Genomic DNA, 23,191 nt, shown 5'->3' with positions numbered 1-23,191 from the left:
CTCACGGAAACAGCGCGATCTGCTCCAGCCCCATCGTCTCGGGATAGCCGAGCACGAGGTTCATGTTCTGCACCGCCTGGCCGGAGGCGCCCTTCATAAGGTTGTCGGTGGTCGAGATCACGATCACCCGGTCCGGTGCGCGGTCCTTGACCACGCCGATGAAGGCCATGTTCGAGCCCTTCACGAAGCGCGACTGCGGCACCTGGCCCAGCGGCATCACATGCACGAAGGGCTCGCTCTTGTAGAAGTCCGCCAGCACCCGGTGCACGCCCTCCGCCCCGACGCCGGCGCCGGTCTTGAGGTAGATGGTGGCGTAGATGCCGCGCGTCATCGGCACGAGATGCGGGGTGAAGCTGGGCGAGAGCGTGCGCCCGGCGGCCTTGGAGAATTCCTGGTCGAGCTCGGCCATGTGGCGATGGCCGCCGACGCCATAGGCGTGCATGCCCTCCGTCACCTCGGTGAAGAGCAGGTTCTCCTTCGCCGAGCGCCCCGCGCCGGTGACGCCGCTCTTGGCGTCGATGACGATGTGCTCGGGCTCGATGGCGCCGGCCTCGATCAGCGGCACCACCGGCAGGATGGCGGTGGTGGTGTAGCAGCCGGGGTTGGCGACGAGCCGCGCCTTGCGGATGTCGTCGCGGTACAGCTCGACCACGCCGTAGACGGCTTCCTGCTGCAGTTCCAGCGCCTGGTGCGGGTGGCCATACCAGCGCTCATAGGCGCCATCGTCGCGCAGCCGGAAATCGGCGGAGAGGTCGACCACCTTCACATGCGGCGCGGTCTCGAACACGTTCTTGATCACGAGCTGGGTCGTGCCGTGCGGCAGCGCGCAGAAGACGAGGTCCACATCCTTCCACGCCACCTGCTCGATGGTAATGAGCTTGGGCAGGCTGAACGGGGCGAACTGCGGAAACACGTCCGCCACCGCCTGCCCCGCCTTGCGGTCGGCGGTCAGCGCGACGATCTCGACGCGGGGATGGCGCAGCAGCAGGCGCAGCAGTTCCGAGCCGGTGTAGCCCGAGGCCCCGAGGATGGCGATCCGCGCCTTGCTGTCCGTCATGGTGGCGACCCTTCGTACTGGCGCGCGGCCTTTTCACAGGCCGGGGCGCGCATGGATTTGCGCCATTACACCTTTCGCATGTCCGACGAAAGACAAGAGGGCCTCATCCGGCGCATGGCGGCTGCGCGTCGGCGGCCGGAACTGAACCGTCCGGTCCGGGCTTCTCCTCCCGCCTCTCACCCGCCGGAGCCTTCGCAATGACCGACCCCCTCTCCTGGTTCGAGACCGGCCTGCAGCTCACGCGCCTTGGCATGGACATGCAGATCGTGATCGCGGAGCGCATGAGCCGGCTCGCACGCGGCGACGCGGCCGCCGGTGTGGAGGCCATCCGCATGGTGACGGAGAAGACGCTGGCGCTGGGCGAGGTCAATGCCCGGCTGATGAAGGCGGCGGCCGCCGGCCGGCTCGACGCGGTCGGCCCGGAAATCGTCGCCCTCTACGGCCGCAAGGTGCGCGCCAACCGGAAACGGCTGAAGCGCTGACGCGCCGCCTCGCATAGCCCCCATGTTCACGGAGCGTTCCGCTTTCGCGCCGGCCCTGTCATAGTGCTATGGAAACCGAATCGCCCCCGCACGAGACGAGCCCGCCCGCACCCATGTCGAATTCCGACGACCTCTTCGCCGCCGTTCCCGCCCCGCGTCCGCGTGCCGCCGCGCGCCCCGCTGCGCTGCGCGAGGGCACCCCCGGCGAGGCCGGCTACACCGCCGCCGACATCGAGGTTCTGGAGGGTCTGGAGCCGGTGCGGCGCCGACCGGGCATGTATATTGGCGGCACCGACGAGAAGGCGCTGCACCACCTCTTCGCCGAGGTGATCGACAATTCGATGGACGAGGCGGTGGCCGGCCACGCCAGCTTCATCGAGGTGGAACTGAGCACGGACGGATTCCTCACCGTCACTGATAACGGGCGTGGCATCCCGATCGAGGAACACCCGAAATATCCCGGCAAGTCGGCGCTGGAGGTCATCCTCACCACGCTGCATGCCGGCGGCAAGTTCGATTCGAAGGTCTACGAGACCTCAGGTGGCCTGCACGGCGTCGGCGTCTCGGTGGTCAATGCCCTGTCCGACGTGCTTGAGATCGAGGTGGCGCGCGGCCAGACGCTGTACCGCCAGACCTATTCGCGCGGCGTGCCGCAGGGCAAGATCCAGGAGGTCGGGCGCACCCTCAACCGCCGCGGCACGCGGGTGAGCTTCCACCCCGACCCGCAGATCTTCGGTGAGGCCGCCCGCTTCAAGCCGGCCCGCGTGTTCAAGATGGCCCGCTCCAAGGCCTATCTGTTCGGCGGCGTCGAAATCCGCTGGAGCTGCGATCCCGCGCTGGTGGCAGGCACCGATGTGCCGGAAAAGGCCGTGTTCCGCTTTCCCGGCGGCCTGCGCGACTATCTCGCCGCCGACATCGAGGGCAGCACCCGCGTCCATCCCGACATCTTCTCCGGCAAGACGACGCGGCCGGGCGGGCATGGCTCGGCGGAATGGGCGGTGGCGTGGCTGGGCGATGCGGATGGCGCCATCTCCTCCTATTGCAACACCATCCCCACCGCCGAGGGCGGCACCCACGAGACAGGCCTGCGCGCCGTGCTGCTCAAGGGCCTGCGCGACCATGCGGAGCGCACCGGCGGCGCCAAGCGCGCTGCCATCGTCACCGCCGACGATGTGATGGCCGGCTGCGTCGCCATGCTGTCGGTCTTCGTGCGCGAGCCGGAATTCCAGGGCCAGACCAAGGAAAAGCTCGCCACCGCCGAGGCCACCCGCATTGTCGAGGCGGCTCTGCGCGACCCGTTCGACCACTGGCTCGGCGGCAACCCGACACAGGCCAACCGCCTGCTCGACTGGGTGGTGGAGCGCGCCGAAGAGAGACTGCGCCGGCGGCAGGAAAAGGAAATCTCGCGCAAGACCGCCGTGCGCAAGCTGCGCCTGCCGGGCAAACTGGCGGACTGCTCGAACAATTCGGCGGCGGGTTCCGAACTCTTCATCGTCGAGGGCGATTCGGCCGGCGGCTCGGCCAAGCAGGCGCGCGAGCGCCAGACCCAGGCCGTGCTGCCGCTGCGCGGAAAAATCCTCAACGTCGCCAGCGCCGGCCGCGACAAGCTGGCGGCCAACCAGCAGCTCGGCGACCTCGTGCAGGCGCTCGGCGCTGGAACAGGGACGCATTATCGGGACGAGGACCTGCGCTATGAGCGGGTCATCATCATGACCGATGCCGATGTCGACGGCGCCCATATCGCCTCGCTGCTCGTCACCTTCTTCTACCGGCAGATGCCGCAGCTGATCGAGAACGGCCACCTCTTTCTGGCCGTGCCCCCGCTCTACCGCCTCAGCCAAGGCGCCAAGACGCTGTATGCGCGCGACGAGGCGCATCGCGACCAGCTTCTCAAGAAGGAATTTTCCCCGCGCGGCAAGGTCGATATCGGACGCTTCAAGGGCCTCGGCGAGATGATGCCGGCGCAGCTCAAGGAAACCACCATGAGCCGCAAGACCCGCACCCTGCTGCGCGTCACCATCGAGGAAGCCGAGCGCGCCATGACCGCCGACATCGTCGAGCGGCTGATGGGCAACAAGCCGGAAAGCCGCTTCGCCTTCATCTCCGAGCGCGCCGCCTTCGCCAGCGAGGAGTTGCTGGACATCTGAGGCGCCTTCCCCGCGCTCAGCCGGGCGGCGGGGCGTAGCGGGTGTCGATGATGGCCTGGAGGGCGGGCTTGTAGGCGTCGCGCGCCACCGCCTTGGCCGCCTCGCGCACCAGCCGCCCGCTGGCGCGCTGCTCCTCCGGGCTGGCGCCGGTCCACACGCCCTGAGGATGCTGGCGGTAGACGCTCATTGGGCGGTTGAGGTAGCCGATCCGCCCATGCCTTTCGAGATGGAAGGCCAGCGCGATCTCGCTCAGCCGGTGCCGGAACAGCCTGTCGGGCAGCGTTTTCATCGCATCGCTGCGAAAAAGGCAGCAGGAGAAATTGGCGATCAGGTTGAGGCTCGGCTCGGCAAGGAAATCGGCGCCGTCCAGCTTGGTCTTGCGCAGCTTGTCCTGGCGCGGCAGCGTCGCGCGCCCTGATGTGCCGGGGGTCTCGATCTCGATCTTCGAGAACACCATGGAGCAATCCGCATTCGCGCGAAGGAAGGCGATCTGGCGGGCGAGCTTGGTGGGGTCGCTCCAGTAATCGTCGCCTTCCAGAACGGCCAGATATTCGCCGCCCGCCGCCGCGAAAGCGCGCCGGAAGTTCCCCGATATACCGCGATTAATGCCATCGCCGAGCATCCGCATCGTCATGGGATGCCGGGCGCAATAGGCGCGGGCGATCTCGGTGGTGCCGTCGGTCGAGCCGTCATCGACGACGACGATGTCGTGGAAGAAATCGCCGGTCTGCGCCAGCGCGCTCTCGATCGCCTGCGCGATAAAGTCCTTCTGATTGTAGCAGACGATGGCCGTCGTCACGGTGGCGCGCGCCTCATAGCGCCGCAGGATGCGCGCCATCGGCAGCGAGAACGGCTCCCTGTCGGAGATGCGGTCCAGTTCCGAGCCGTCTCGGGCGTCATCGCGGTCGCGATAATCCAGCAGCGCCTCGCTGATATAGACCGGGGCGTGGCGGTGGACATATTTCAGGATCAGGTCCCAGTCGACCAGCCGGCGCAGGCCGAGGTCGAAGCCGCCCAGTTCATGGAAGCAGGCGATGTGGTGGACGAAGACGCCGAGGTCGATGGAGTTGCCCTGCCGCAGCGCCGCCAGATCGAAGGGGCCGCCGATGACGCTGCCCTCGTCCTTTCGCTGGAAGCGGCCATAGAAGGTCATGGCTCCATCCCGCCCCACGATGCGCCGGGCGAAGGTGTCGAGGAAATGCGGGCGGATGGTGTTGTCGGAATCGACATAGGCGATCCAGGGATGGCGCGCGACCAGGAGCCCGGCATTGCGCGCCGCCGACACGCCGAGATTGCGTGAAAAGCGGAGATAGACAAGCCGCCCCTGCGCCAGTTCCTCGGCATAGCGGGCGTTGAGGCGCGCTTGCGTGCCGTCGGTCGAGCCGTCATCCACGATGACCAGCTCGAAAGTGCGGTGGGTCTGGGCGAGGACGGCATCAATCGCCTGCTCGATGATGTGAGCGCGATTAAAGGTGGCGAGGATGATCGAGAACGCCACGTCGGCGGCAGCCGCGTCAGCCTCCCCGACAGGCCGGATGGCGCGCCCCTCGGCCTGGCCCCACAGCGCGTAATGCACCAGCGGATTGAGCCCGGACGCCGCCACATCGGGATGGGTGGCGAGATAGTGGGCGCCGTCGAAAAAGGGCGAAGGATCGGCCCCCTGTTTCCAGCCCCGGGTGAGGTAATGGTCAAGCAGACGGTCGGGCGCCCCTGAGAGGTGAGGATGCCGTTCGCGATACCACCCGGCGTCGAACAGTTCCGTCCGCTCGACCTGTCGGAAATCCTTCTCGCTAAGCCCCATCGCTCCCCACAAACGCCGCGCGGGGGCCCCAGTGGCCGGCGGCCGCTCGGCCACCCGTCACACCCGCCGCTCCAATGCTATACGCGCGGCGATGGCCAGCAAAAGGATTCCGGTAAGCACCTCCACGACACGGAACCGGCTCGGGCGATTGCCCAGCCAGCGGCCGATCCGGCCGGCAAAGGCGCCCACCACCGCATTCACCACCGTGCCACCGATGTTCAGGATAAGGCCCAGCAGCATGAACTGGACGAAAGCGCTGCCGCGCGACACGTCGACGAATTGCGGCAGGAACGCCAGCACGAAGACCGCGACCTTCGGGTTCAGCAGGCTGACCAGCACCGCCGCCCGCCACGCCTTGACGGCCGAGGCGCGGGTCGGCGCGGCGCGCGCTGCCGCCAGATCGCCGGAGCCGCGCAGCGCCTGCACCGCGAGATAGACGAGATAGACAACGCCCGCCCAGCGCAGCACCTCGAACGCCGCCGGATACGCGGCCAGCAGCGCCGCCAGCCCGATCCCCGCCGCGCAGCAGTGCAGGAATACCCCGGTCGCAATGCCGAGGCTCGCGGCGATGCCCGCGCGAGGGCCGGACTTCATCCCCTGGCCCAGACAGAACAGCATGTCGTTGCCCGGCGTCAGGTTGAGCGCCAGCGCGGCCGGCACGAAGACGAGCAGCGTTTCAGCGGGGATCAGCACCGCTCACGCCTCTTCGGGGAGATGGTCGACGGCGACGATCTCCATCTCCCCCGCCGGCAACACCACCTCGTCACCGATCCATTTGCCGAGCAGCGCGCGCGCTACCGGCGAGACCCAGCCAATTCGCCCCTGCGCCGGGTCAGCCTCGTCCTCGCCGACGATGCGGAATCTGCGCCGCTGGCCTTTCGCATCTTCCAGCGTCACCGCCATGCCGAAGGTGATGGCCTCGCCATCGGCCGGCGGATCGACCGGCTCGGCACTGGAGCGGCGGGCAGACCAATAGCGCAGTTCGCGCGATGCCGCGGCCGCCGCGTCCCGGTCGCCGCGGGCGCCGGCCCCCGAGAGCGCCGCACGCTGACGTGCCAGTTCAGTGTCGATCTGCGCCAGTCCCCGGCGGGTGACGAGGTTGCGATTGGGGCTGACCGGGCGCTCGGGCAGGGTGTCGGCGCCGCTGTCTTCCTTCACGAATGCACGGCTCATCGCGCCACCTTCCTTCCCCGACGAAGGCCGTCCGGGCCGGAACATGCCGAAAAGCCCTTGACAGCGGCCAAATCCGTTGACTTTGCGAGCGTTATCCCTATGGTGCAACGCGTCGTCATACCATATCCGACTGATGCGCTCCGCGCGACGACGATGCAACCATCCCCGGTTACGGCTCGGGGAGCCGGTGTGCGGTGCGCAGCCGCAGAATTGATCCAGATGCCTTTTAACGAACTGGGCCTGAGCGACAAGGTGCTCTCGGCCGTTGCCGATACGGGCTACACCGAGCCGACGCCGATCCAGGCGCAGGCCATTCCGCACATTCTCGCGCGGCGCGACGTGCTGGGGCTCGCCCAGACCGGCACCGGCAAGACGGCGGCCTTCACCCTGCCGATGCTCACGCTGCTGGAACAGGGCCGCGCCCGCGCCCGCATGCCGCGCACGCTGATCCTCGAACCGACGCGCGAACTCGCCGCGCAGGTGGAGGAAAACTTCACGCGCTACGGCAAGAACAACAAGCTCAACGTCGCCCTTCTGATCGGCGGCGTCTCCTTCGGCGACCAGGATGCCAAGCTGCTGCGCGGCGTCGACATCCTCATCGCCACGCCGGGCCGGCTGCTCGACCATGTCGAGCGTGGCCGCCTGCTGCTCTCCGGCATCGAGATCCTCGTCATCGACGAGGCCGACCGCATGCTGGACATGGGCTTCATCCCGGACATCGAGCGGGTCTGCAAGCTGGTGCCGTTCACCCGGCAGACGCTGTTCTTCTCCGCGACCATGCCCCCGGAGATCCAGCGCCTCGTCTCGCAGTTCCTGTCGAACCCGGTCCAGATCGAAGCCTCGCGCCCCTCTTCCACCGCCTCGACGATCACCCAGCTGCTCGTCGCCTCCGGCAAGGAAGACTTCACCAAGCGCGAAACGCTGCGCGGCCTGATCGACAACGCCGAGGCCCTGCAGAACGGCATCATCTTCTGCAACCGCAAGAGCGAAGTGGCCGTGGTGCATAAGTCGCTGCTGCGGCACGGCTACAAGGCCGTCTGCCTGCATGGCGACATGGACCAGCGCTCGCGCATGCAGGCGCTCGACCAGTTCCGCACCGGCGAGGCCACGTTGCTGGTGGCGTCCGATGTCGCCGCGCGCGGCCTCGACATTCCCGCCGTGAGCCACGTGTTCAACTACGACACGCCGCACCACGCGGAAGACTATGTCCACCGTATCGGCCGCACCGGCCGGGCCGGCCGGGCCGGCGCCGCCTTCACTATCGTCACGGCCGGCGAGGTCAAGTCGCTGGCGGCGATCGAGAAGCTGATCGGCCGCCCGATCGACTGGAAGGACAGCGCCGGGCTCGACAGCGTGCCGGCTTCCGAGACGCGCGCTCGCCCGACCCGCGAGAAGGCCTCCGGCGAGAAGACCTCGCGCGACAAGACCTCCCGCGAACGGCCCGCCCGCGAAAAGGGTCGCGGTGGCCGCAGCGCCAACCGCGAGCGCGAGGATGGCGGCGAGAGCCGTGGCGCCCGCCCCGCTCGCCGCCGCGATACCGAAGCCACGCCTGCGGTGGTTGATGCCGTCGAGGCGCCGCTCGCCGCTGTGGCCGAAGCGGCGGTGACGCCGACCGCCAAGCCGGCGCGCCGTCGTGGTCGCGAAAAGACCGCCGAAGCCGCACCCGTGGCCAGCGCTGCGACACCGGCGGCGGCTGCCACCTCCGCCCCACGTGAGCGGGAGCGCGAGCGCAACCGCGAAAAGCCGGCTCAGGCTCCTGCCCGGGCGCCGGTGACGCCGCTCACCCATCGCCGCTCCGAGCGCGCTCCGATGGACGAGCCGGCAGATACCTCGCACCTGCCGGCGTTCCTGCTGCGGCCGGTGAAGATCAAGGCTGGCTGAGCGACGCGCGGGGGCGCCTCGGCGCCTTCGCAGGGATTTCGGGCGCTGCTGCTGCCGCCGGCTCGACCGGCGCGGCAGTCTGGCTTACGCCCGGCACAGGGGCTGACTGCGGATCGCGAACCATCTCGCGCAGGCGACGAATCAGGTCGCCGCGCACGCCGCCGGCATCGCCCGCCGCCGCCCATCCGGAAAAGCCGATCTCCACCCGGTCGAGCCCCAGCTTGGCGATGGAGGCGGAGGGCCCCGGCGACTGGCTGACCCGCGGATCGCCGCGCAGGAAGGCCAGTGCCTTCTCCATCACCCCCTCGATATCGGCATCCGGCTTCAGCTCCAGCGCGAAGGCGAAGCTGCGCGTGCCATAGACCGATTTGTTGACGATGGGCGCGCCCCAGACCCGGCCATTGGGCATCAGCACCTGCACATTGTCCCCCGCCGCGAGTTCGGTGGTGAACAGCGACAGCGCCTTGACCGTGCCGCTCTGTCCCCCGACCTCCACCGCGTCGCCGACCTTGAACGGGCGGAACAGCAGCAGCATGACCCCCGCCGCGACATTGGACAGCGTGCCCTGCAGCGCGAGGCCGACGGCCAGCGAGGTGGCGCCGAGCACGGCGATGATGCTGGTGGTCTGGATGCCGAAGCGCTGCAGCACCGCCACCCCGACGAACACCAGAATGCCATAGCGGGCGATGCTGGCGAGGAAACCGGCCACGGTGGAATCGACCCGGCGGGTACTGCCGAGCCCCCGCAGCACCAGCCGCTCCACCAGCCCGGCGATCCACCAGCCGATGAGCAGCATGGCCAGCGCATAGAGCACGTTCAGCCCATAGAGAATGAAGAGATTGCCGAGTTGGTCCAGGTTCATGCCGTCGCTCCGGGAGGGTGTGTCCACGGCAACGATCAGGCAGGGGCTGGGTTCACTCCACGCCGTCTTTTCGCGCGGTCCGTCGGCGCGCAGGACGGCGGGAAGCGGCCGCCTGCTGGGCGAGACGCAGCGCATGTCCGCCAAGCTCGGCCGCCAGATCGGCATCGTCAAGCGCTGCCTCGGGCAGCGACCAGAAGCCGAGCGTCACCGGCCGGCCCAGCCGTTCATAGGTGAAAATCTGCGCACCACCGGCCTCCAGCCGCTCGGCAAGGGCGGCATCTGCTTTCAGATAGAGGATGTCGCCGGCCGCGATGGCGAACATCGCCCCTTCGGCATAGACGCCAAGCGCCCCGAACATCCGCCGGCAGCGTATCGGCCCGAGCGCGGTAAAGATGTCGGCGATCTCGGCCTCGTCCATCGCGCGATGTTCAGGCGCTGGCTTCGGTGCCTCCCGCCTGCACCGGGGTGATGGCAACCGATTCGCCGCAGCCACAGGCCGAGGTCTGGTTGGGGTTGTTGAACACGAACTGGGCGGAAAGCTTGTCCGCCTTGAAGTCCATCTGCGTGCCGAGCAGATACAGGATCGCCTTGGGGTCGATCAGCACCTTGACGCCCTTGTCCTCGACGACTTCATCGAACTTGCCGGCCGCTTCGGCGAACTCCATCGTGTATTCCATGCCGGCGCAGCCGCCGTTCTTCACCCCGATGCGCAAGCCCGCCACCGGCGTCTGCGAACGGGCGATCACCGAGCGCACGCGGTCGGCGGCGGCATCGGTCAGGGTCATTACCTGCGGGCGGGGGCGGGGCTGAGGCTGGGTCATTTCGCTGTCTCCTAATCGACGCCGGTTCAAGGCCGGCGGATCGGTACGCCTAAGATGGGGGATGCACGGGGCGCAGGCAAGGGCGAAGGCGGCGGAGCTGGATCGCACGGTGCGGAACCGGTTATGCAGAAGAGTCTTTGCTGGGTCCCGGAGCGGCGCTTGGCCTTCGGCTCCGCTGGTCCGGGACACGGAACTCTGTCGTTTCCCGGACCAGCCGCACAAAGTGCGGCGCCGATCCGGGACCCAGGGAAAACCCTTGGGCAAACGCCCTGCCGCGCCGTCTCAATAGTTCGGCCACAGCCCCGGCGTTGCCAGTTCCACCAGATTCTGGTCGGGGTCCCGGAAATACAGGCTCACCCCGCCGCCCTTCCAGTCGACCCGGCTCTCCAGCGTCACGCCATGCACGGCGAGATGCTGCTCCCAATGGGCCAGCGCGCTCGATGGAATCGCCAGCGCGTAATGCAGCGGCCCCTTGCCGTCATGTGGGGGAATGGTGCCTTCCGCCATATGGACAGGCTCCAGAGTCTGGCCGCGCACAAACAGCAGCAGCACGCTGCCCGGCCCGGCCTTGTAGGCGCAGAAGCGGTCATCGGTGATCATCGCCTCCAGCCCCAGCACGCGCTCGTAGAAGGCGCGGGCGCGGGGCAGGTCGTCGACGTAGAGCCCGGTCTCCAGCACGCCCGAGAGCGGCGGTGCGGCGGGAGTTTCGCTCACGACCGAGTCTCGCTCACGATTGTGTCTCGCTCACCAGAGGTTGAGCGCCAGCCGCGCTTCCTCGGACATCCGGCCCTGGTCCCAGGGCGGATCGAAGGTGAGGTTGACGCTGGCGCCGGAGACGCCGCCCACGCTCGCCACCGCGCCCTCCACCATGCCGGGCAGTTCGGCAGCGGCGGGGCAGTTCGGCGTGGTCAGCGTCATCTCCACCGCGACCTGCCGGTCATCGGCGATGTCGACCTTGTAGATGAGCCCGAGCTCGTAGATGTCGACCGGGATTTCCGGGTCGTAGACGGTCTTGAGCGCCGCGACGATGTCGTCGGTCAGGCGCACAAGCTCCTCCTCCGGAATGCCGGACTGGATTGCCGGCGCGTTCGGACTGTCGGACGTCTGGGTTTCGCTCATGCGAAAAGATCCTGAGCCTTGATGAGGGCGTCGGCGAGAGCGTCGACTTCCTCATGCGTGTTGTAGAGGGCGAACGACGCCCGGCACGTCGCTGTTACACCATATCGTCCCAGAAGCGGCATCGCGCAATGGGTGCCGGCGCGAACCGCCACCCCGGCCCGGTCGATCACGGTGGCGATGTCGTGGGCGTGGGCGCCCTTCACGTCGAAGGCGAAGATGGCGCCCTTGCCCGGCGCGTCGCCATAGACCTGCACCGAATTGATGCGGGCCAGCCGCTCGCGGGCATAGGCGCCAAGCGCGGCCTCATGCGCGGCGATGCGCTCGCGCCCGAGGCTTTCGATATAGGCCAGCGCCTCGCCGAGCCCGATCGCCTGCACGATGGGCGGCGTGCCCGCCTCGAAGCGGTGGGGCGGCTCGCCATAGGTGACGCCCTCCTCGGTGACGGTGCGGATCATCTCGCCGCCGCCCTCATAGGGTGGCATCTTCTCCAGCAGCGCCCGCTTGCCATAGAGCAGGCCGATGCCGGTCGGCCCGTAGAGCTTGTGGCCGGTCACCGCATAGAAGTCGACGTCGAGGTCGACCACGTCGACCGGCATGTGGACCGCCGCCTGCGAGCCATCGACGACGACAAGCGCGCCGACCTCATGGGCGAGGCGGGCGATCTCCTTGATCGGCGTCACCGTGCCCAGCACGTTGGACATGTGGGTGATGGCGACGATCTTCGTGCGCTCGTTCAGCAGCGCCTTGAAGGCCTCAAGATCGAACGCCCCGTCTTCCGTCACCGGCGCCCAGCGGATCACCGCGCCCTTGCGCTCGCGCAGATAGTTCCACGGCACGATGTTGGAGTGGTGCTCCATGATCGAGAGCACGATCTCGTCGCCCTCGTCGATCGACTGGCCGAGCGAGGAGGCGACAAGGTTGAGCGCCCCGGTGGCCGAGCGGGTGAAGATCACCTCGTCGAGCGTCGGGGCATTGAGGAAGGCGCGGCAGAGCTCGCGCGCCTCCTCATAGGCCTCGGTCATCGCATTGGCGAGGAAGTGCAGGCCGCGATGGACGTTGGAATATTCGTTCTCATAGGCGAAGCGCATGCGGTCCAGCACCTGCACCGGCTTCTGCGCCGAGGCGGCGTTGTCGAGATAGACCAGAGGCTTGCCGTAGACCTGCTTGGACAGGATGGGAAAATCCTGCCGCACGCGGGAGACGTCATAGGTGCCGTTGGCGACGGCGGGGTGGAGGATCATCTTCCGGCCTTTCGTTAAGGCGTCATCCCGGCCGGAGCGAAGCGCAGAGCCGGGATCGCGGGCCGAGATATGGCCCTTCTTCTGCGGACGATCCCGGATCGCGGCGATGCCGCGTCCGGGATGACGGCTTCACGCGACGGCGCAACAGCGCCTCACGCCCGCGCCGCGAGCCACGCCTCGGCCCGCTCGACCAGCGCCTCGCGCAGGCCGTCATGCTCGATGGTCTCGATGGCCTCGCCGACAAAGGCCTGCACCAGAAGGCTCTGCGCCTCCTTCATCGGAATGCCGCGGGCGCGCAGGTAGAACAGCAGTTCGTCGTCGATCGCCCCGCAGGTGGCGCCATGGCCGCACTGCACGTCGTCGGCGAAGATTTCCAGCTCCGGCTTGTTGTCCATTTCCGCCTCGTCGCCGAGAACCAGCGCGCGGCTCATCATCCGCCCGTCGGTCTTCTGCGCCGCCTGGCGGACGACGATCTTGCCCTGGAACACGCCGCGCGCATTGTCGTCGAGCACGGTCTTGAACAGTTCGCGGCTCTCGCAACCCGGTACCTGGTGGTCGAGGAACAGCGTCGAATCCGCGTGCTGCCGGCCCTTCAAAAGGGTGGCGCCGTTGAAGCCGACATGACTGTCCTCGCCCGACAGCGTGGCGTAGAGCGTGGTGCGTGCCACCGCCGCGCCGAGGCCGAAGGTAAAGGCGTGGACCTGCGAGTCCCGCCCGACATCGAACAGCAGGGTGGAGAGGTGGAACGCCGAGGCGCCCTCTTCCTGCAGCCGCACCACGTCGAGATGGGCACCGTCGCCGACCGTGAACTCGGTGGCCGAATTGGCCTGGTAGGCGAGGCCGTCCGGTCCCTCGAAGCTTTCGGCATAGGTGAAGGAGGCGCCGGCCCCGACCACGACCAGCGAGCGGGCATACATCGCCGCCGCGCCCGCGCTGGCGAACACATGCGCCACATGCACCGGCCGCGCGATCTTCGCACCCGGCGCAACCGTGATGACCACGCCGTCCCGGGACAGCGCCGTGTTCAGCGCCAGCGAGGCGTCATAGCGGCTCGGCACGATGCCGCCGATTCGGCTCAGAACCTCGTCGCCCGCTTCCATCGCCGCCTTCAGCGTGGTGAGGGTGAGCCCCTCTTCCAGATCGGCAAGGTCGGAAAGCTCGGGCACCACCGCGCCATTGGCGATGACGATGCGGCGCGCCTCGACGCCGCGCAACAGGCGCGCACGGGCGTCCGCCTCGGCCACCGCCGCGCTGCCGGCCACCGGCACCGCCTCGCGCATCAGCGAGCGCAGGTCGGTGTATTTCCATTCCTCTACCCGCCGATGCGGCAGGCCATGTTCCTCGAAGGAGCGGGCAGCGGCGCGGCGCAGGTCGGCCAGCCGGTCGGTGCCGGCCGGCACGGCGTCCAGCGAGGCGAGGATCGCCTGCTCGGCCGGCGTGCGGATCGGACGGATGTCAGCGTTCATTTCGTCCACCTCACGCCGCGTCCTGCTGGTACTCGGCATAGCCATTGGCTTCGAGTTCCAGCGCCAGTTCCTTGCCGCCCGAGCGGACGATGCGGCCCTGGTTCATCACATGCACGAAGTCCGGCACGATGTGGTTGAGCAGGCGCTGGTAATGGGTGATGACGATCATCGCACGGTCCGGCGAGCGCAGCGCGTTGACGCCTTCCGAGACGACCTTGAGCGCGTCGATGTCGAGCCCGGAATCGGTCTCGTCCAGCACGCACAGCTTCGGCTCAAGGATGGCCATCTGCAGGATTTCCGCGCGCTTCTTCTCGCCGCCGGAGAAGCCGACATTGACGCCGCGCCGCAGCATGTCCTGGTTGATGCCGAGATTGGCCGCCTTGTCCTTCACCAGACGCAGGAAGTCCGGCGTGGAGATTTCCGCCTCGCCGCGCTTCTTGCGCTGGGCGTTCAGCGAGGCGCGCAGGAAGGTCATGGTGGCGACGCCGGGCACTTCCACCGGGTACTGGAAGGCAAGGAACACGCCCTTCGCGGCGCGCTCGTCGATTTCCATCTCCAGCAGGTCCTCGCCGTCGAGCGTGACGGAGCCGTCGGTGACCTCGTAATCCTCCTTGCCGGCGAGGATGTAGGAGAGCGTCGACTTGCCGGAGCCGTTCGGCCCCATGATCGCGTGGACCTCGCCGGGATTCACCTTCAGCGAGAGGCCCTTGAGGATCTCCTTGCCGTGTTCCCCGTCGATCCTGGCGTGGAGGTTTTCGATATCGAGCATGGCCATGTCAGTCTTCCAGATGTCCGTTGATGATAAACCGGCGCGCTAACGTAATCATAAAGTCTGCGTTCAACCGGCCTACTAAATCGAAGACGATTTTACCGGCTTCGCTGGTCTCTTCGTGAGATGGCCACCGCTGAAGATCAAACAACTGTGGCGTGAAGCATGAGATCGACAACGACGACCCGTCCTCACGCTGACCATCGATCTCGTTATTGTCCCGTTTGAAGACGACAGGACTGTCGTTCTCTGCGGCGAAATTGACGAGATAATTGCAGAGGGATTCGGCGACCGCCGAACCGAGCTCCTCGTCAAAATTAGTGGCGTAGTCATCGGGCGCTTCGACGACGTTGCCGTCATCTTCATCGAACGCCATTACGCGAGCGACAACCAGCGCCTCAGGGGACTCCTCCTCCCCGTCAGTCTCGCCGCCGCTCACCCCACGCTCCCCTCAAGGCTCACCGCGATCAGCTTCTGCGCCTCGACGGCGAACTCCATCGGCAGCTGCTGCAGCACGTCCTTGACGAAGCCGTTGACGATCAGCGCCGTCGCCTCTTCAGGATCGAGGCCGCGCTGGCGGCAGTAGAACAGCTGGTCGTCGGAGATCTTCGAGGTGGTGGCCTCGTGCTCGAACTGGGCGGAGGAGTTCTTGCTCTCGATATAGGGCACGGTATGCGCCCCGCATTTGTCGCCGATCAGCAAGGAGTCGCAATTGGTGAAGTTGCGCGCGCCCGTCGCCTTGCGGTGCGCCGAGACGAGGCCGCGATAGGTGTTGTCGGAATAACCCGCCGCGATGCCCTTGGAGATGATGCGGCTCGACGTGTTCTTGCCGAGATGGATCATCTTGGTGCCGCTGTCGACCTGCTGGCGCCCGTTCGAGATGGCGATCGAGTAGAACTCGCCCTGCGAGTTATCGCCGCGCAGGATGCAGCTCGGGTATTTCCAGGTGATCGCCGAGCCGGTCTCGACCTGCGTCCATGAGATCTTCGAGCGGTCGCCCCGGCAATCGCCACGCTTGGTGACGAAGTTGAAGATGCCGCCCTTGCCGTCCTTGTCGCCGGGATACCAGTTCTGCACCGTCGAGTATTTGATCTCGGCGTCATCAAGTGCCACCAGCTCGACCACGGCGGCGTGCAGCTGGTTCTCGTCGCGCTGGGGCGCCGTGCAGCCTTCGAGATAGCTCACATAGGCGCCCTCGTCGGCGATGATCAGCGTGCGCTCGAACTGGCCGGTGTTGCGCTCGTTGATGCGGAAATAGGTCGACAGCTCCATCGGGCAGCGCACGCCCTTGGGCACGTAGACGAAGGACCCGTCGGAGAACACCGCCGAGTTCAGCGTGGCGAAATAATTGTCCGTCACCGGCACGACCGAGCCGAGATACTTCTTCACCAGCTCGGGATGCTCGCGCACCGCCTCGGAGATCGGCATGAAGATCACGCCGGCCTTGGAGAGCTCCTCCTTGAAGGTGGTGGCGACGGAAACGCTGTCGAACACCGCGTCGACCGCCACCTTGGTGCCGCCGCTGGCAATGCCGAGCAGCGCGTCGCGCTCGCGCAGCGGAATGCCGAGCTTCGCATAGGTGGCGAGAATCTCCGGGTCGATGTCGTCGATCGACAGCTCGCTCGGCCGCTTCGGCGCGGAATAATAATAGAGGTCCTGATAGTCGATGGGCGGGTAGCTCACCCGCGCCCAGTCCGGCTCGCGCATGGTCAGCCAGCGGCGGAACGCCTCCAGCCGCCATTCGAGCATCCATTCGGGCTCGTTCTTCTTCGCCGAAATGAAGCGGACCGTGTCCTCGGTCAGGCCCTTGGGGGCCTTCTCGGTCTCGATTTCGGTGAAGAACCCGTATTTGTACTGATCGACGTCAAGCGAGCGGACCTGGTCCACTGTCTCCTGTACGGCCGGCATCGTCTCATCTCCTCTCCCACGCGGGGTCAAGGCCCACGGGTCAGGTCAACCATTCCCGCCGGCGTCCGCCGAGGCGGCCACCTGCGTCCTGCGCGCCACCCGAAGGCGGCCTTCACCCTCACGCCGCCGCGCGGCGACGCAAAAGACCGGGCAACACCCGGCGAAACACGCCGAGCGCCCGGTCAACATCCTCTTCCCCGCTCGACCAGCCGAAGGACAGGCGGATCGCCGAGCGCGCAATGCGCTCCGATACGCCCATCGCCCCCAGCACATGCGAGGCGGCCACCTTGCCCGACGAGCAGGCGGCACCGGCGCTCGCCGCCACGCCCGCGAGATCGAGCGCGATGACGATGGTTTCCGCCGGCACGCCCGGCAGGGCGAGGCACGACGTGTTGGGCAGCCGGTCGACATCGCCCACGAGCAGGACGAGTTCAGGGAACTCGCACCTTAGAGCGTCTTCAAGCCGCTCGCGCAAGCCATTGATGCGCGCGCCGTCGGCTTCCACAGCCGCCGACGCGGCAAGCGCCGCCGCCCCGAAGGCGGCAATGGCCGGCACGTTCTCGCTGCCCGCCCGCCGGCCCCGCTCCTGCGCGCCGCCACCGATGAGTGGCGAAGGGCGAAGATCAGGGTCGGCAAGGATCAGCGCCCCCACACCCGGCGCGCCGCCGAGCTTGTGGGCAGAGACCGACATCAGGTCGGCGCCGAGCGCGGGCAGCGACAGCGGGATGCGTCCGGCCGCCTGCACGGCATCCGTATGCACCAGCGCGCCATGCGCATGGGCGCGGCGCGCTGCCTCGGCCAGCGGCTGGATCACGCCTGTCTCGTTATTGGCCACCATCAGCGAGAGCAGCACCCGCCGCCCGGCGGCGGAATGGCGCTCCAGCGCCGCGTCGAGCGCCTCCAGCAGCACCCTTCCGCGCGCGTCGACGGGAAGAACCTCCACCCGCTCGGCGGAAAAACGATGGCCGCGCAGCACGGCGGCGTGTTCCACCGCGCTCACCACAAGCACATCATGGACCAGCGGCGTCTCGCCACGACGATAATCGGGGGTCAGCGCCAGCGCGTCGGCCTCGGTACCGCTGGAGGTGAAGATAACCCCTGACGGGTTCGCCCCCACCAGCGCCGCCACCTGCGCCCTCGCCACATCCATCGTCCCGCGCGACGCGCGGCCCTCGGCATGCACGGAAGAGCCGTTGCCGGTGGCGTCCAGCGCCGCCAGCAGGGCCTCGCGCGCTTCCGGGCGAACCGGCGATGTCGCGTTATGGTCGAGATAGGTGCGTGCGTTCATGGGTCCGGGGGCTCGTGGTTCCGTTTGCGTTCCCTATATAGGAAGGCGCGGCGCCGTCTGCCCGTTCCTTTCGGCTATTGCTTGCAAATTCAGGCGTCGTCCGGCATAGCTGACCGTCCCGTCCTCTACGTAGGATGCCCCATCGCGCGCAGATTGAACGCGACACGGTTGCAACCCGACGTAGATATTTAGAATTATTCTAATAAATTAGGGCTCACGCCCCAGGTCGTCAAGGCGCATGCGGTAAGGCAGTCTTTCGGGACGCAGGCCGGAACGGGTTCACGGCCCACCGGACCAATCTCGCCTTGCCCCGCCGCATTCAAGGTCACGAACTTCATGCCCGAGGTCATCTTCACCGGCGAGAAGGGGCGGCTCGAAGGCCGCTACCAGCCGGCCAAGGCGCGCCACGCGCCCATCGCCATCATCCTGCACCCGCACCCCCAGTTCGGCGGCACGATGAACAACCCGGTGGTCTATAATCTCTACTACCAGTTCGTGAACCGGGGCTTCTCGACCCTGCGCTTCAACTTCCGGGGCGTTGGCCGCTCGCAGGGCTCGTTCGACCATGGCCAGGGCGAACTGGCCGATGCCGCCGCCGCGCTCGACTGGGCGCAGTCGATCAATCCGGACGCGCGCGCTTGCTGGATCGCCGGCTTCTCCTTCGGCGCCTGGATCGGCATGCAACTGCTGATGCGCCGCCCCGAGGTGGAAGGCTTCATCTCCATCGCCGCGCCGGCGAATCTCTATGATTTCTCGTTCCTCGCCCCCTGCCCGTCCTCCGGCCTGTTCGTGCATGGCGACAAGGATGCGGTGGTGCCGTTCTCCGCCGTCACTGGCCTCGTCGAGAAGCTGAAGACGCAGAAGGGCATCGTCATCGACCAGCAGACCGTGCCGGGCGCGAACCACTTCTTCGACGGCAAGACCGAGGACCTGATGGAGGTTGTCGGCGCCTATCTCGACAAGCGCCTGCCGGAAACCGCCAAGAAGACCAGCGCCGCCTGAACGTGGCGTGGGGGGTCGACTAGGTCGCCCCCCTCTTCTCGATCCCTCCGACGCACGGGCCGGTTGCTGGCCCATCGACGTGTTGGGATTCGACGGCGACGGATCGGTGATCTGTTGCCGTCGGTCCGTCCTAGGGCTTGACGAGAAAGCTGCGGATGGCTCCGCGCTCGTGAACATCGCCCGAGCCTTCATTGCCGGCGCAGTCCATCAGCAACTCGACCGAACGATTGAACGGCGGCCGCTCCAGGTAGACACCGGAGCCGTGGAGCAGGCGTGTGCTGTTGCCATGCACATGGTCGCGGTTGAACGTCACGAGATCGCCCGCCGCCGGTTGGTGTTCCGTCACGATGACATGCCTAAAGCCACCCAGCTTCGCGAGAATGGCTTCTATCTGCCGATTGGACAGGTGTTGGAGCACCTGCCTTATGAGGACGAGATCGGCCGAGGGCAGCGCCTCGCTGCCCGACACATCGACACAGAGAAAGCGGCGTCCCGGCCCGCCGAATGTCGCATTATGGTGTGAGATCAGGCTCGGCACGATATCAATTCCCGTGTAATCCGAGCATTTCAATCGGCTTCCGATGTAGAAATCGCCGCAACCAATATCGACGACTGATTTTATTTTATTCTTTTCAATAAAATTGTTTATTTTAATTATGTATTCATCGGCCACTCGCCCGCGCGAGCCGCTTCCTGAGAAAAATACCTTATCCTCGCCACCCCAGATGTTGTTCTCATATATTTCCGAGAACACATCCGACGCCGTCCGTTTTCGATTGCGGTGGCTTTCGAGATAGGCCCTGAACTGCCATTTGCGCTTCGACAGTTGTCTCCTGAGGGATCCGGGCATCACCCTCTTGGCCAAGGAAACGAGCAAATGAGTCTGGCCCCCACCGCACCTATGCGTGAACGTCCTTACTACAGGAAGCAGCACAACCCGCCAATGCGCGCGCAGGATGCGAAAGGGCAAAAGCCGTTCCGCAAACGCAGAAGGCCCGGCACGCGCCGTGCCGGGCCTTCGCAAACGTCAGGAGCCGAGGCTCAGTTGAGCACGAGCCGCGTGGGCGGGTTGGTCAGCGTGATTTGGTCGCCGCGACGGGCGATCTGCACCAGGCTCTCGGCCGTGTCGGCGGCGCCGGGCACCGAGAAGCTGACCACTTGGTCGGGCTGGAGGGTGGCGGAGACGCGGATCGGGGCGCCACCGGCAACGGTCAGCGTGGCGACGACGTGATAGCCGTCGGCCTGCGGGGTATAGTACGCAACGCCGTTCACGTAACCGATATTGATGGTCTGGGCGGTAGCCGGCTTCAGGCCGACCTTGTCGGCGGCACGAACGGGGGCGATGACGGCGACGGCAATGAGGCCGCCGGCGACGGCAAGCGGCAGGATATCGCGGCTGAGGCTGCGCATGTCGAGGGCTCCAAAGTTTCTGTCCAGGCGTGTTGAAGAGGAAGCTGCCTGCCTGGCGAGCCGGACTTCCGGGAGCCGTCAAACTACATGGAATATTGTGCACCGCATCATACGTTTTTGCATCGCACTATTGCGTTTCAGGAATACTGCGACACTTATGGTTTGAATTAAGTTTTTTTGAAGCAGCCATTCAGATTTGCTGCAGGCTCGATCCCCTCCTGCAGCTTGACGATGCAGCACTCATGCAGCCTCGCCGGGCCGCCGGATGATCCCGCCGGTCAGCGGCACGGGAACGCCCGTGGTGGTGGGAAAGCTCAGCGGCAATCCCCTGAGCGCACGCACCGCAAGGAAGGCGAAAGCCTGCGCCTCCAACGCGTCGGTCGACCAGCCCACCTCATCGGCCGTCACGACTTCAATGCCGGTGCGAGCGGCAAGCATCCGCAACAGCGTCGCGTTGTGCGCCCCGCCGCCCGCCACGATGAGCCTGGTGGGTCGGGCAGGAAGAAAAGCCAGCACCGCGCCAACACTGGCCGCGCTAAGGGCCGTCAATGTCGCCACCCCGTCCGCCGTGTTCATGGCATCGAGCCCGGCATGCTCGTGGACCCAGGCGCGAAAATCGTTTCGGTCCAGCGACTTCGGCGGCGGGCGGTGGAAGAACGGATGGGTCATCAACGTGTCGACCACCTTCTCGTCCACCTTGCCCGACGCGGCGATGACGCCGTCCTCGTCAAACGGCAGATCGGTGCGCGCTTTCAGAAAATCGTCGATCAGCGCATTGGCCGGGCCGGTGTCGCAGGCGATCGGGTCGGCCATGCCGTCGACATAGGTGACATTGCCCACCCCGCCGAGATTGAGCACCAGCAAGGGCTTCGGCGGCCCCAGCCCGCGTGCCAGCGCGCGATGATACACCGGCACCAGCGGCGCCCCCTGCCCGCCGGCCGCGACATCGGCGGCGCGCATGTCATAGACCAGAGTCGCCCCGCTCCCGGTGGTCATGCCCCGAACCGCGCGCGCCAATGCGGGCCCATCGCCCAGCTGAACGGTCAGCCGCATCTCCGGTCGATGCAGCACGGTCTGGCCGTGATAGCCGATGACCTCGACCTCGCGGTAAGCCGGAAACTCCTTGAAGAAGGCTGCTAGCGCCTGCCCATGGCGCTCCGTTGAGAGCCGTTCGGCGCGGGCGAGAATTCCGGGGCGGGCGTGGCGGTCGGTCATCTCGCGCGCGTCGGAGATAGCCCGGAACATCAATTCCCGCGTCTCCGGCGCGTAGACATAGGTCCGCCCCGGCCCGAACGAGGCGACGGTCTCTCCATCGGTCTCGATCAGCGCCACGTCGATGCCGTCGAGCGAGGTGCCGCTCATCAGCCCAATCGCCATCAATGGCCGATCCATTACTGCCCTCGGGGTGCTTTCGCCGCGCGAAGCTGTTAAATCACCCGCCCGTTCCTAACATGGCGTTGACGCCCGCAGGCCCGAGATGAGCACGTTCAAGTCCGATTTCCTCCGCACCCTTCACGAGCGCGGCTTCATTCATCAGATCTCCGATGAACAGGGCCTCGACGACCTCTTCGCGAAGGAAACGGTCACGGCCTATATCGGCTTCGACCCGACGGCGCCGAGCCTGCACGCGGGCGGGCTGATCCAGATCATGATGCTGCACTGGCTGCAGAAAACCGGCCACCGCGCCGTCTCGCTGATGGGCGGCGGCACCGGCATGGTGGGCGACCCTTCCTTCAAGGACGACGCCCGCCAGTTGATGACGGTGGACACGATCGAGGCCAACATCGCCTCGATCAAGCGCGTGTTCTCGAACTACCTCACCTATGGCGAGGGCCCGATCGACGCGCTGATGATCAACAATGCCGACTGGCTGCGCGATCTCAACTATCTTGAATTCCTGCGCGATGTCGGCCGGCACTTCTCGGTCAACCGCATGCTGTCCTTCGACAGCGTGAAGACCCGGCTGGACCGCGAGCAATCGCTCTCCTTCCTCGAATTCAACTACATGATCCTGCAAGCCTATGACTTCGTCGAACTGTCGAAGCGCTACGGCGTGCGCCTGCAGATGGGCGGCTCCGACCAGTGGGGCAACATCATCAACGGCATCGACCTCGGCCACCGCATGGGCACGCCCCAACTCTACGCTCTCACCTCGCCGCTGCTCACCACCGCCTCCGGCGCCAAGATGGGCAAGTCGTTGAACGGCGCGGTGTGGCTGAACGCCGACATGCTTGGTCCCTATGAGTTCTGGCAGTACTGGCGCAACACCGAGGACGCCGATGTCGAGCGCTTCCTCAAACTCTACACCACCCTGCCGATGGACGAGATCGCCCGCCTCGCGCAGGAAGCGCAGGGCGCGGCGATCAACGAGGTGAAGAAGATCCTCGCCACGGAGATTACCGCCCTTCTGCACGGACGCGCCGCCGCCGATGCCGCCGCTGAGACCGCACGCAAAACGTTCGAGGAAGGCGGCATCGCCGCCGACCTGCCGAGCGTCGACGTGCCGGCAGCCGAGCTGGCAGCGGGGATCGGCGTGCTGGCCGCCTTCGCCGAGAAAAGCGGGCTGGTCGCCTCCAATGGCGAGGCGCGGCGCCAGATCAAGGGCGGCGGGTTGAAGGTAAACGACACCGCCGTCACCGACGAGAAGGCCGTGCTGACCGAGCGCGACCTCACCCCCGAGGGCGTAATCAAGCTCTCGCTCGGCAAGAAGAAGCACGTGCTGCTGAAGCCCGTTTAGCCGGTAAAGGCGGAACGCGCCCGCCAT

Annotated in this window: 23 protein-coding genes; 5 read left to right on the top strand and 18 right to left on the bottom strand. The window is 66.7% G+C overall.

Annotated features, from left to right (window positions below; genetic code table 11):
- Position 1 precedes the first annotated feature (1 nt).
- Positions 2-1,057 (bottom strand): N-acetyl-gamma-glutamyl-phosphate reductase, encoded by a 1,056-nt coding sequence (gene argC, locus EV667_RS08940; protein ID WP_131834881.1) that lies wholly within the window; start codon positions 1,055-1,057, stop codon positions 2-4.
- Between the two features lie 197 nt (positions 1,058-1,254).
- Here argC and EV667_RS08935 point away from each other — a divergent pair, with 197 nt between their 5' ends.
- Together EV667_RS08935 and parE are read left to right on the top strand one after the other, a co-directional pair.
- Positions 1,255-1,539, top strand: a complete 285-nt coding sequence (locus EV667_RS08935; RefSeq protein ID WP_131834880.1) for a hypothetical protein — start codon at positions 1,255-1,257, stop codon at positions 1,537-1,539.
- Between the two features lie 113 nt (positions 1,540-1,652).
- Positions 1,653-3,686, top strand: a complete 2,034-nt coding sequence (gene parE, locus EV667_RS08930) for a DNA topoisomerase IV subunit B (RefSeq protein ID WP_131834879.1) — start codon at positions 1,653-1,655, stop codon at positions 3,684-3,686.
- Between the two features lie 16 nt (positions 3,687-3,702).
- Here the strand turns inward: parE and EV667_RS08925 are convergent, their stop codons facing one another.
- From EV667_RS08925 to greA, 3 genes are read right to left on the bottom strand one after another with little or no spacing between them, the layout of a single operon-like run.
- Entirely contained in the window at positions 3,703-5,487 is a 1,785-nt protein-coding gene (locus EV667_RS08925) for a glycosyltransferase family 2 protein (RefSeq protein ID WP_131834878.1), read from the bottom strand.
- 57 nt (positions 5,488-5,544) lie between these two features.
- Complete coding sequence (locus tag EV667_RS08920) at positions 5,545-6,180, bottom strand: LysE family translocator (RefSeq protein ID WP_131834877.1); 636 nt, start codon at positions 6,178-6,180, stop codon at positions 5,545-5,547.
- A gap of 3 nt (positions 6,181-6,183) precedes the next feature.
- Positions 6,184-6,660 carry a transcription elongation factor GreA gene (greA, locus tag EV667_RS08915; RefSeq protein WP_131834876.1) on the bottom strand — a complete coding sequence of 159 codons (477 nt, stop codon included), beginning with the start codon at positions 6,658-6,660 and terminating at the stop codon, positions 6,184-6,186.
- A gap of 219 nt (positions 6,661-6,879) precedes the next feature.
- Here greA and EV667_RS08910 point away from each other — a divergent pair, with 219 nt between their 5' ends.
- Complete coding sequence (locus EV667_RS08910) at positions 6,880-8,541, top strand: DEAD/DEAH box helicase (RefSeq protein ID WP_131834875.1); 1,662 nt, start codon at positions 6,880-6,882, stop codon at positions 8,539-8,541.
- Here the strand turns inward: EV667_RS08910 and EV667_RS08905 are convergent.
- The 11 genes from EV667_RS08905 to EV667_RS08855 all read right to left on the bottom strand — a co-directional run bounded on the left by EV667_RS08905 (position 8,528) and on the right by EV667_RS08855 (position 18,015).
- Positions 8,528-9,403, bottom strand: coding sequence for a mechanosensitive ion channel family protein (locus EV667_RS08905; RefSeq protein WP_245516043.1), 876 nt, complete (start codon positions 9,401-9,403; stop codon positions 8,528-8,530). The two genes, EV667_RS08910 and EV667_RS08905, sit on opposite strands and share 14 nt — an antisense overlap.
- Before the next feature lie 52 nt (positions 9,404-9,455).
- Positions 9,456-9,821, bottom strand: a complete 366-nt coding sequence (locus EV667_RS08900) for a TfoX/Sxy family protein (RefSeq protein WP_131834874.1) — start codon at positions 9,819-9,821, stop codon at positions 9,456-9,458.
- Positions 9,822-9,831: 10 nt separating this feature from the next.
- Positions 9,832-10,188, bottom strand: a complete 357-nt coding sequence (locus EV667_RS08895) for a HesB/IscA family protein (RefSeq protein ID WP_131835088.1) — start codon at positions 10,186-10,188, stop codon at positions 9,832-9,834.
- Positions 10,189-10,506: 318 nt separating this feature from the next.
- Complete coding sequence (locus EV667_RS08890) at positions 10,507-10,938, bottom strand: VOC family protein (RefSeq protein ID WP_131834873.1); 432 nt, start codon at positions 10,936-10,938, stop codon at positions 10,507-10,509.
- Between the two features lie 30 nt (positions 10,939-10,968).
- The gene (locus tag EV667_RS08885; RefSeq protein ID WP_131834872.1) at positions 10,969-11,343 is read right to left on the bottom strand and encodes an SUF system Fe-S cluster assembly protein; all 375 of its coding nucleotides are present in this window, start codon (positions 11,341-11,343) and stop codon (positions 10,969-10,971) included.
- Positions 11,340-12,581, bottom strand: coding sequence for a cysteine desulfurase (locus EV667_RS08880; protein ID WP_425359023.1), 1,242 nt, complete (start codon positions 12,579-12,581; stop codon positions 11,340-11,342). The genes EV667_RS08885 and EV667_RS08880 overlap by 4 nt, the downstream gene beginning before the upstream one ends.
- Positions 12,582-12,736: 155 nt before the next feature.
- A complete protein-coding gene (sufD, locus tag EV667_RS08875; protein ID WP_131834870.1) occupies positions 12,737-14,050 on the bottom strand; it encodes a Fe-S cluster assembly protein SufD in 1,314 nt (437 codons plus the stop codon).
- Positions 14,051-14,060: 10 nt separating this feature from the next.
- On the bottom strand, positions 14,061-14,825 hold the full coding sequence (sufC, locus tag EV667_RS08870) for a Fe-S cluster assembly ATPase SufC (RefSeq protein ID WP_131834869.1): 765 nt from the start codon (positions 14,823-14,825) through the stop codon (positions 14,061-14,063).
- Between the two features lies 1 nt (position 14,826).
- Entirely contained in the window at positions 14,827-15,258 is a 432-nt protein-coding gene (locus EV667_RS08865; protein WP_131834868.1) for a hypothetical protein, read from the bottom strand.
- Positions 15,255-16,727 carry a Fe-S cluster assembly protein SufB gene (gene sufB, locus EV667_RS08860; protein WP_131834867.1) on the bottom strand — a complete coding sequence of 491 codons (1,473 nt, stop codon included), beginning with the start codon at positions 16,725-16,727 and terminating at the stop codon, positions 15,255-15,257. The genes EV667_RS08865 and sufB overlap by 4 nt, the downstream gene beginning before the upstream one ends.
- Positions 16,728-16,845: 118 nt before the next feature.
- Entirely contained in the window at positions 16,846-18,015 is a 1,170-nt protein-coding gene (locus tag EV667_RS08855) for a cysteine desulfurase family protein (protein WP_131834866.1), read from the bottom strand.
- A 336-nt stretch (positions 18,016-18,351) separates the two neighbouring features.
- On the opposite strand from EV667_RS08855, the gene EV667_RS08850 reads away from it, so the two are divergent.
- Entirely contained in the window at positions 18,352-19,017 is a 666-nt protein-coding gene (locus EV667_RS08850) for an alpha/beta hydrolase (RefSeq protein ID WP_018390502.1), read from the top strand.
- A 130-nt stretch (positions 19,018-19,147) separates the two neighbouring features.
- Here the strand turns inward: EV667_RS08850 and EV667_RS08845 are convergent, their stop codons facing one another.
- From EV667_RS08845 to EV667_RS08835, 3 genes are all read right to left on the bottom strand, one after another.
- The gene (locus EV667_RS08845) at positions 19,148-19,867 is read right to left on the bottom strand and encodes a class I SAM-dependent methyltransferase (protein WP_131834865.1); all 720 of its coding nucleotides are present in this window, start codon (positions 19,865-19,867) and stop codon (positions 19,148-19,150) included.
- A 191-nt stretch (positions 19,868-20,058) separates the two neighbouring features.
- A complete protein-coding gene (locus EV667_RS08840; RefSeq protein ID WP_131834864.1) occupies positions 20,059-20,427 on the bottom strand; it encodes a hypothetical protein in 369 nt (122 codons plus the stop codon).
- Positions 20,428-20,667: 240 nt separating this feature from the next.
- The gene (locus EV667_RS08835; RefSeq protein ID WP_245516042.1) at positions 20,668-21,804 is read right to left on the bottom strand and encodes an anhydro-N-acetylmuramic acid kinase; all 1,137 of its coding nucleotides are present in this window, start codon (positions 21,802-21,804) and stop codon (positions 20,668-20,670) included.
- 100 nt (positions 21,805-21,904) lie between these two features.
- On the opposite strand from EV667_RS08835, the gene tyrS reads away from it, so the two are divergent.
- Positions 21,905-23,164: a tyrosine--tRNA ligase gene (gene tyrS, locus EV667_RS08830; RefSeq protein WP_131834863.1), complete on the top strand. Its 1,260-nt coding sequence runs from the start codon at positions 21,905-21,907 to the stop codon at positions 23,162-23,164.
- Positions 23,165-23,191 lie beyond the last annotated feature (27 nt).

This window comes from Ancylobacter aquaticus, assembly GCF_004339465.1.
GTDB classification, from domain to species: domain Bacteria; phylum Pseudomonadota; class Alphaproteobacteria; order Rhizobiales; family Xanthobacteraceae; genus Ancylobacter; species Ancylobacter aquaticus.
This window is presented reverse-complemented; position numbering and strand designations above follow the sequence as displayed.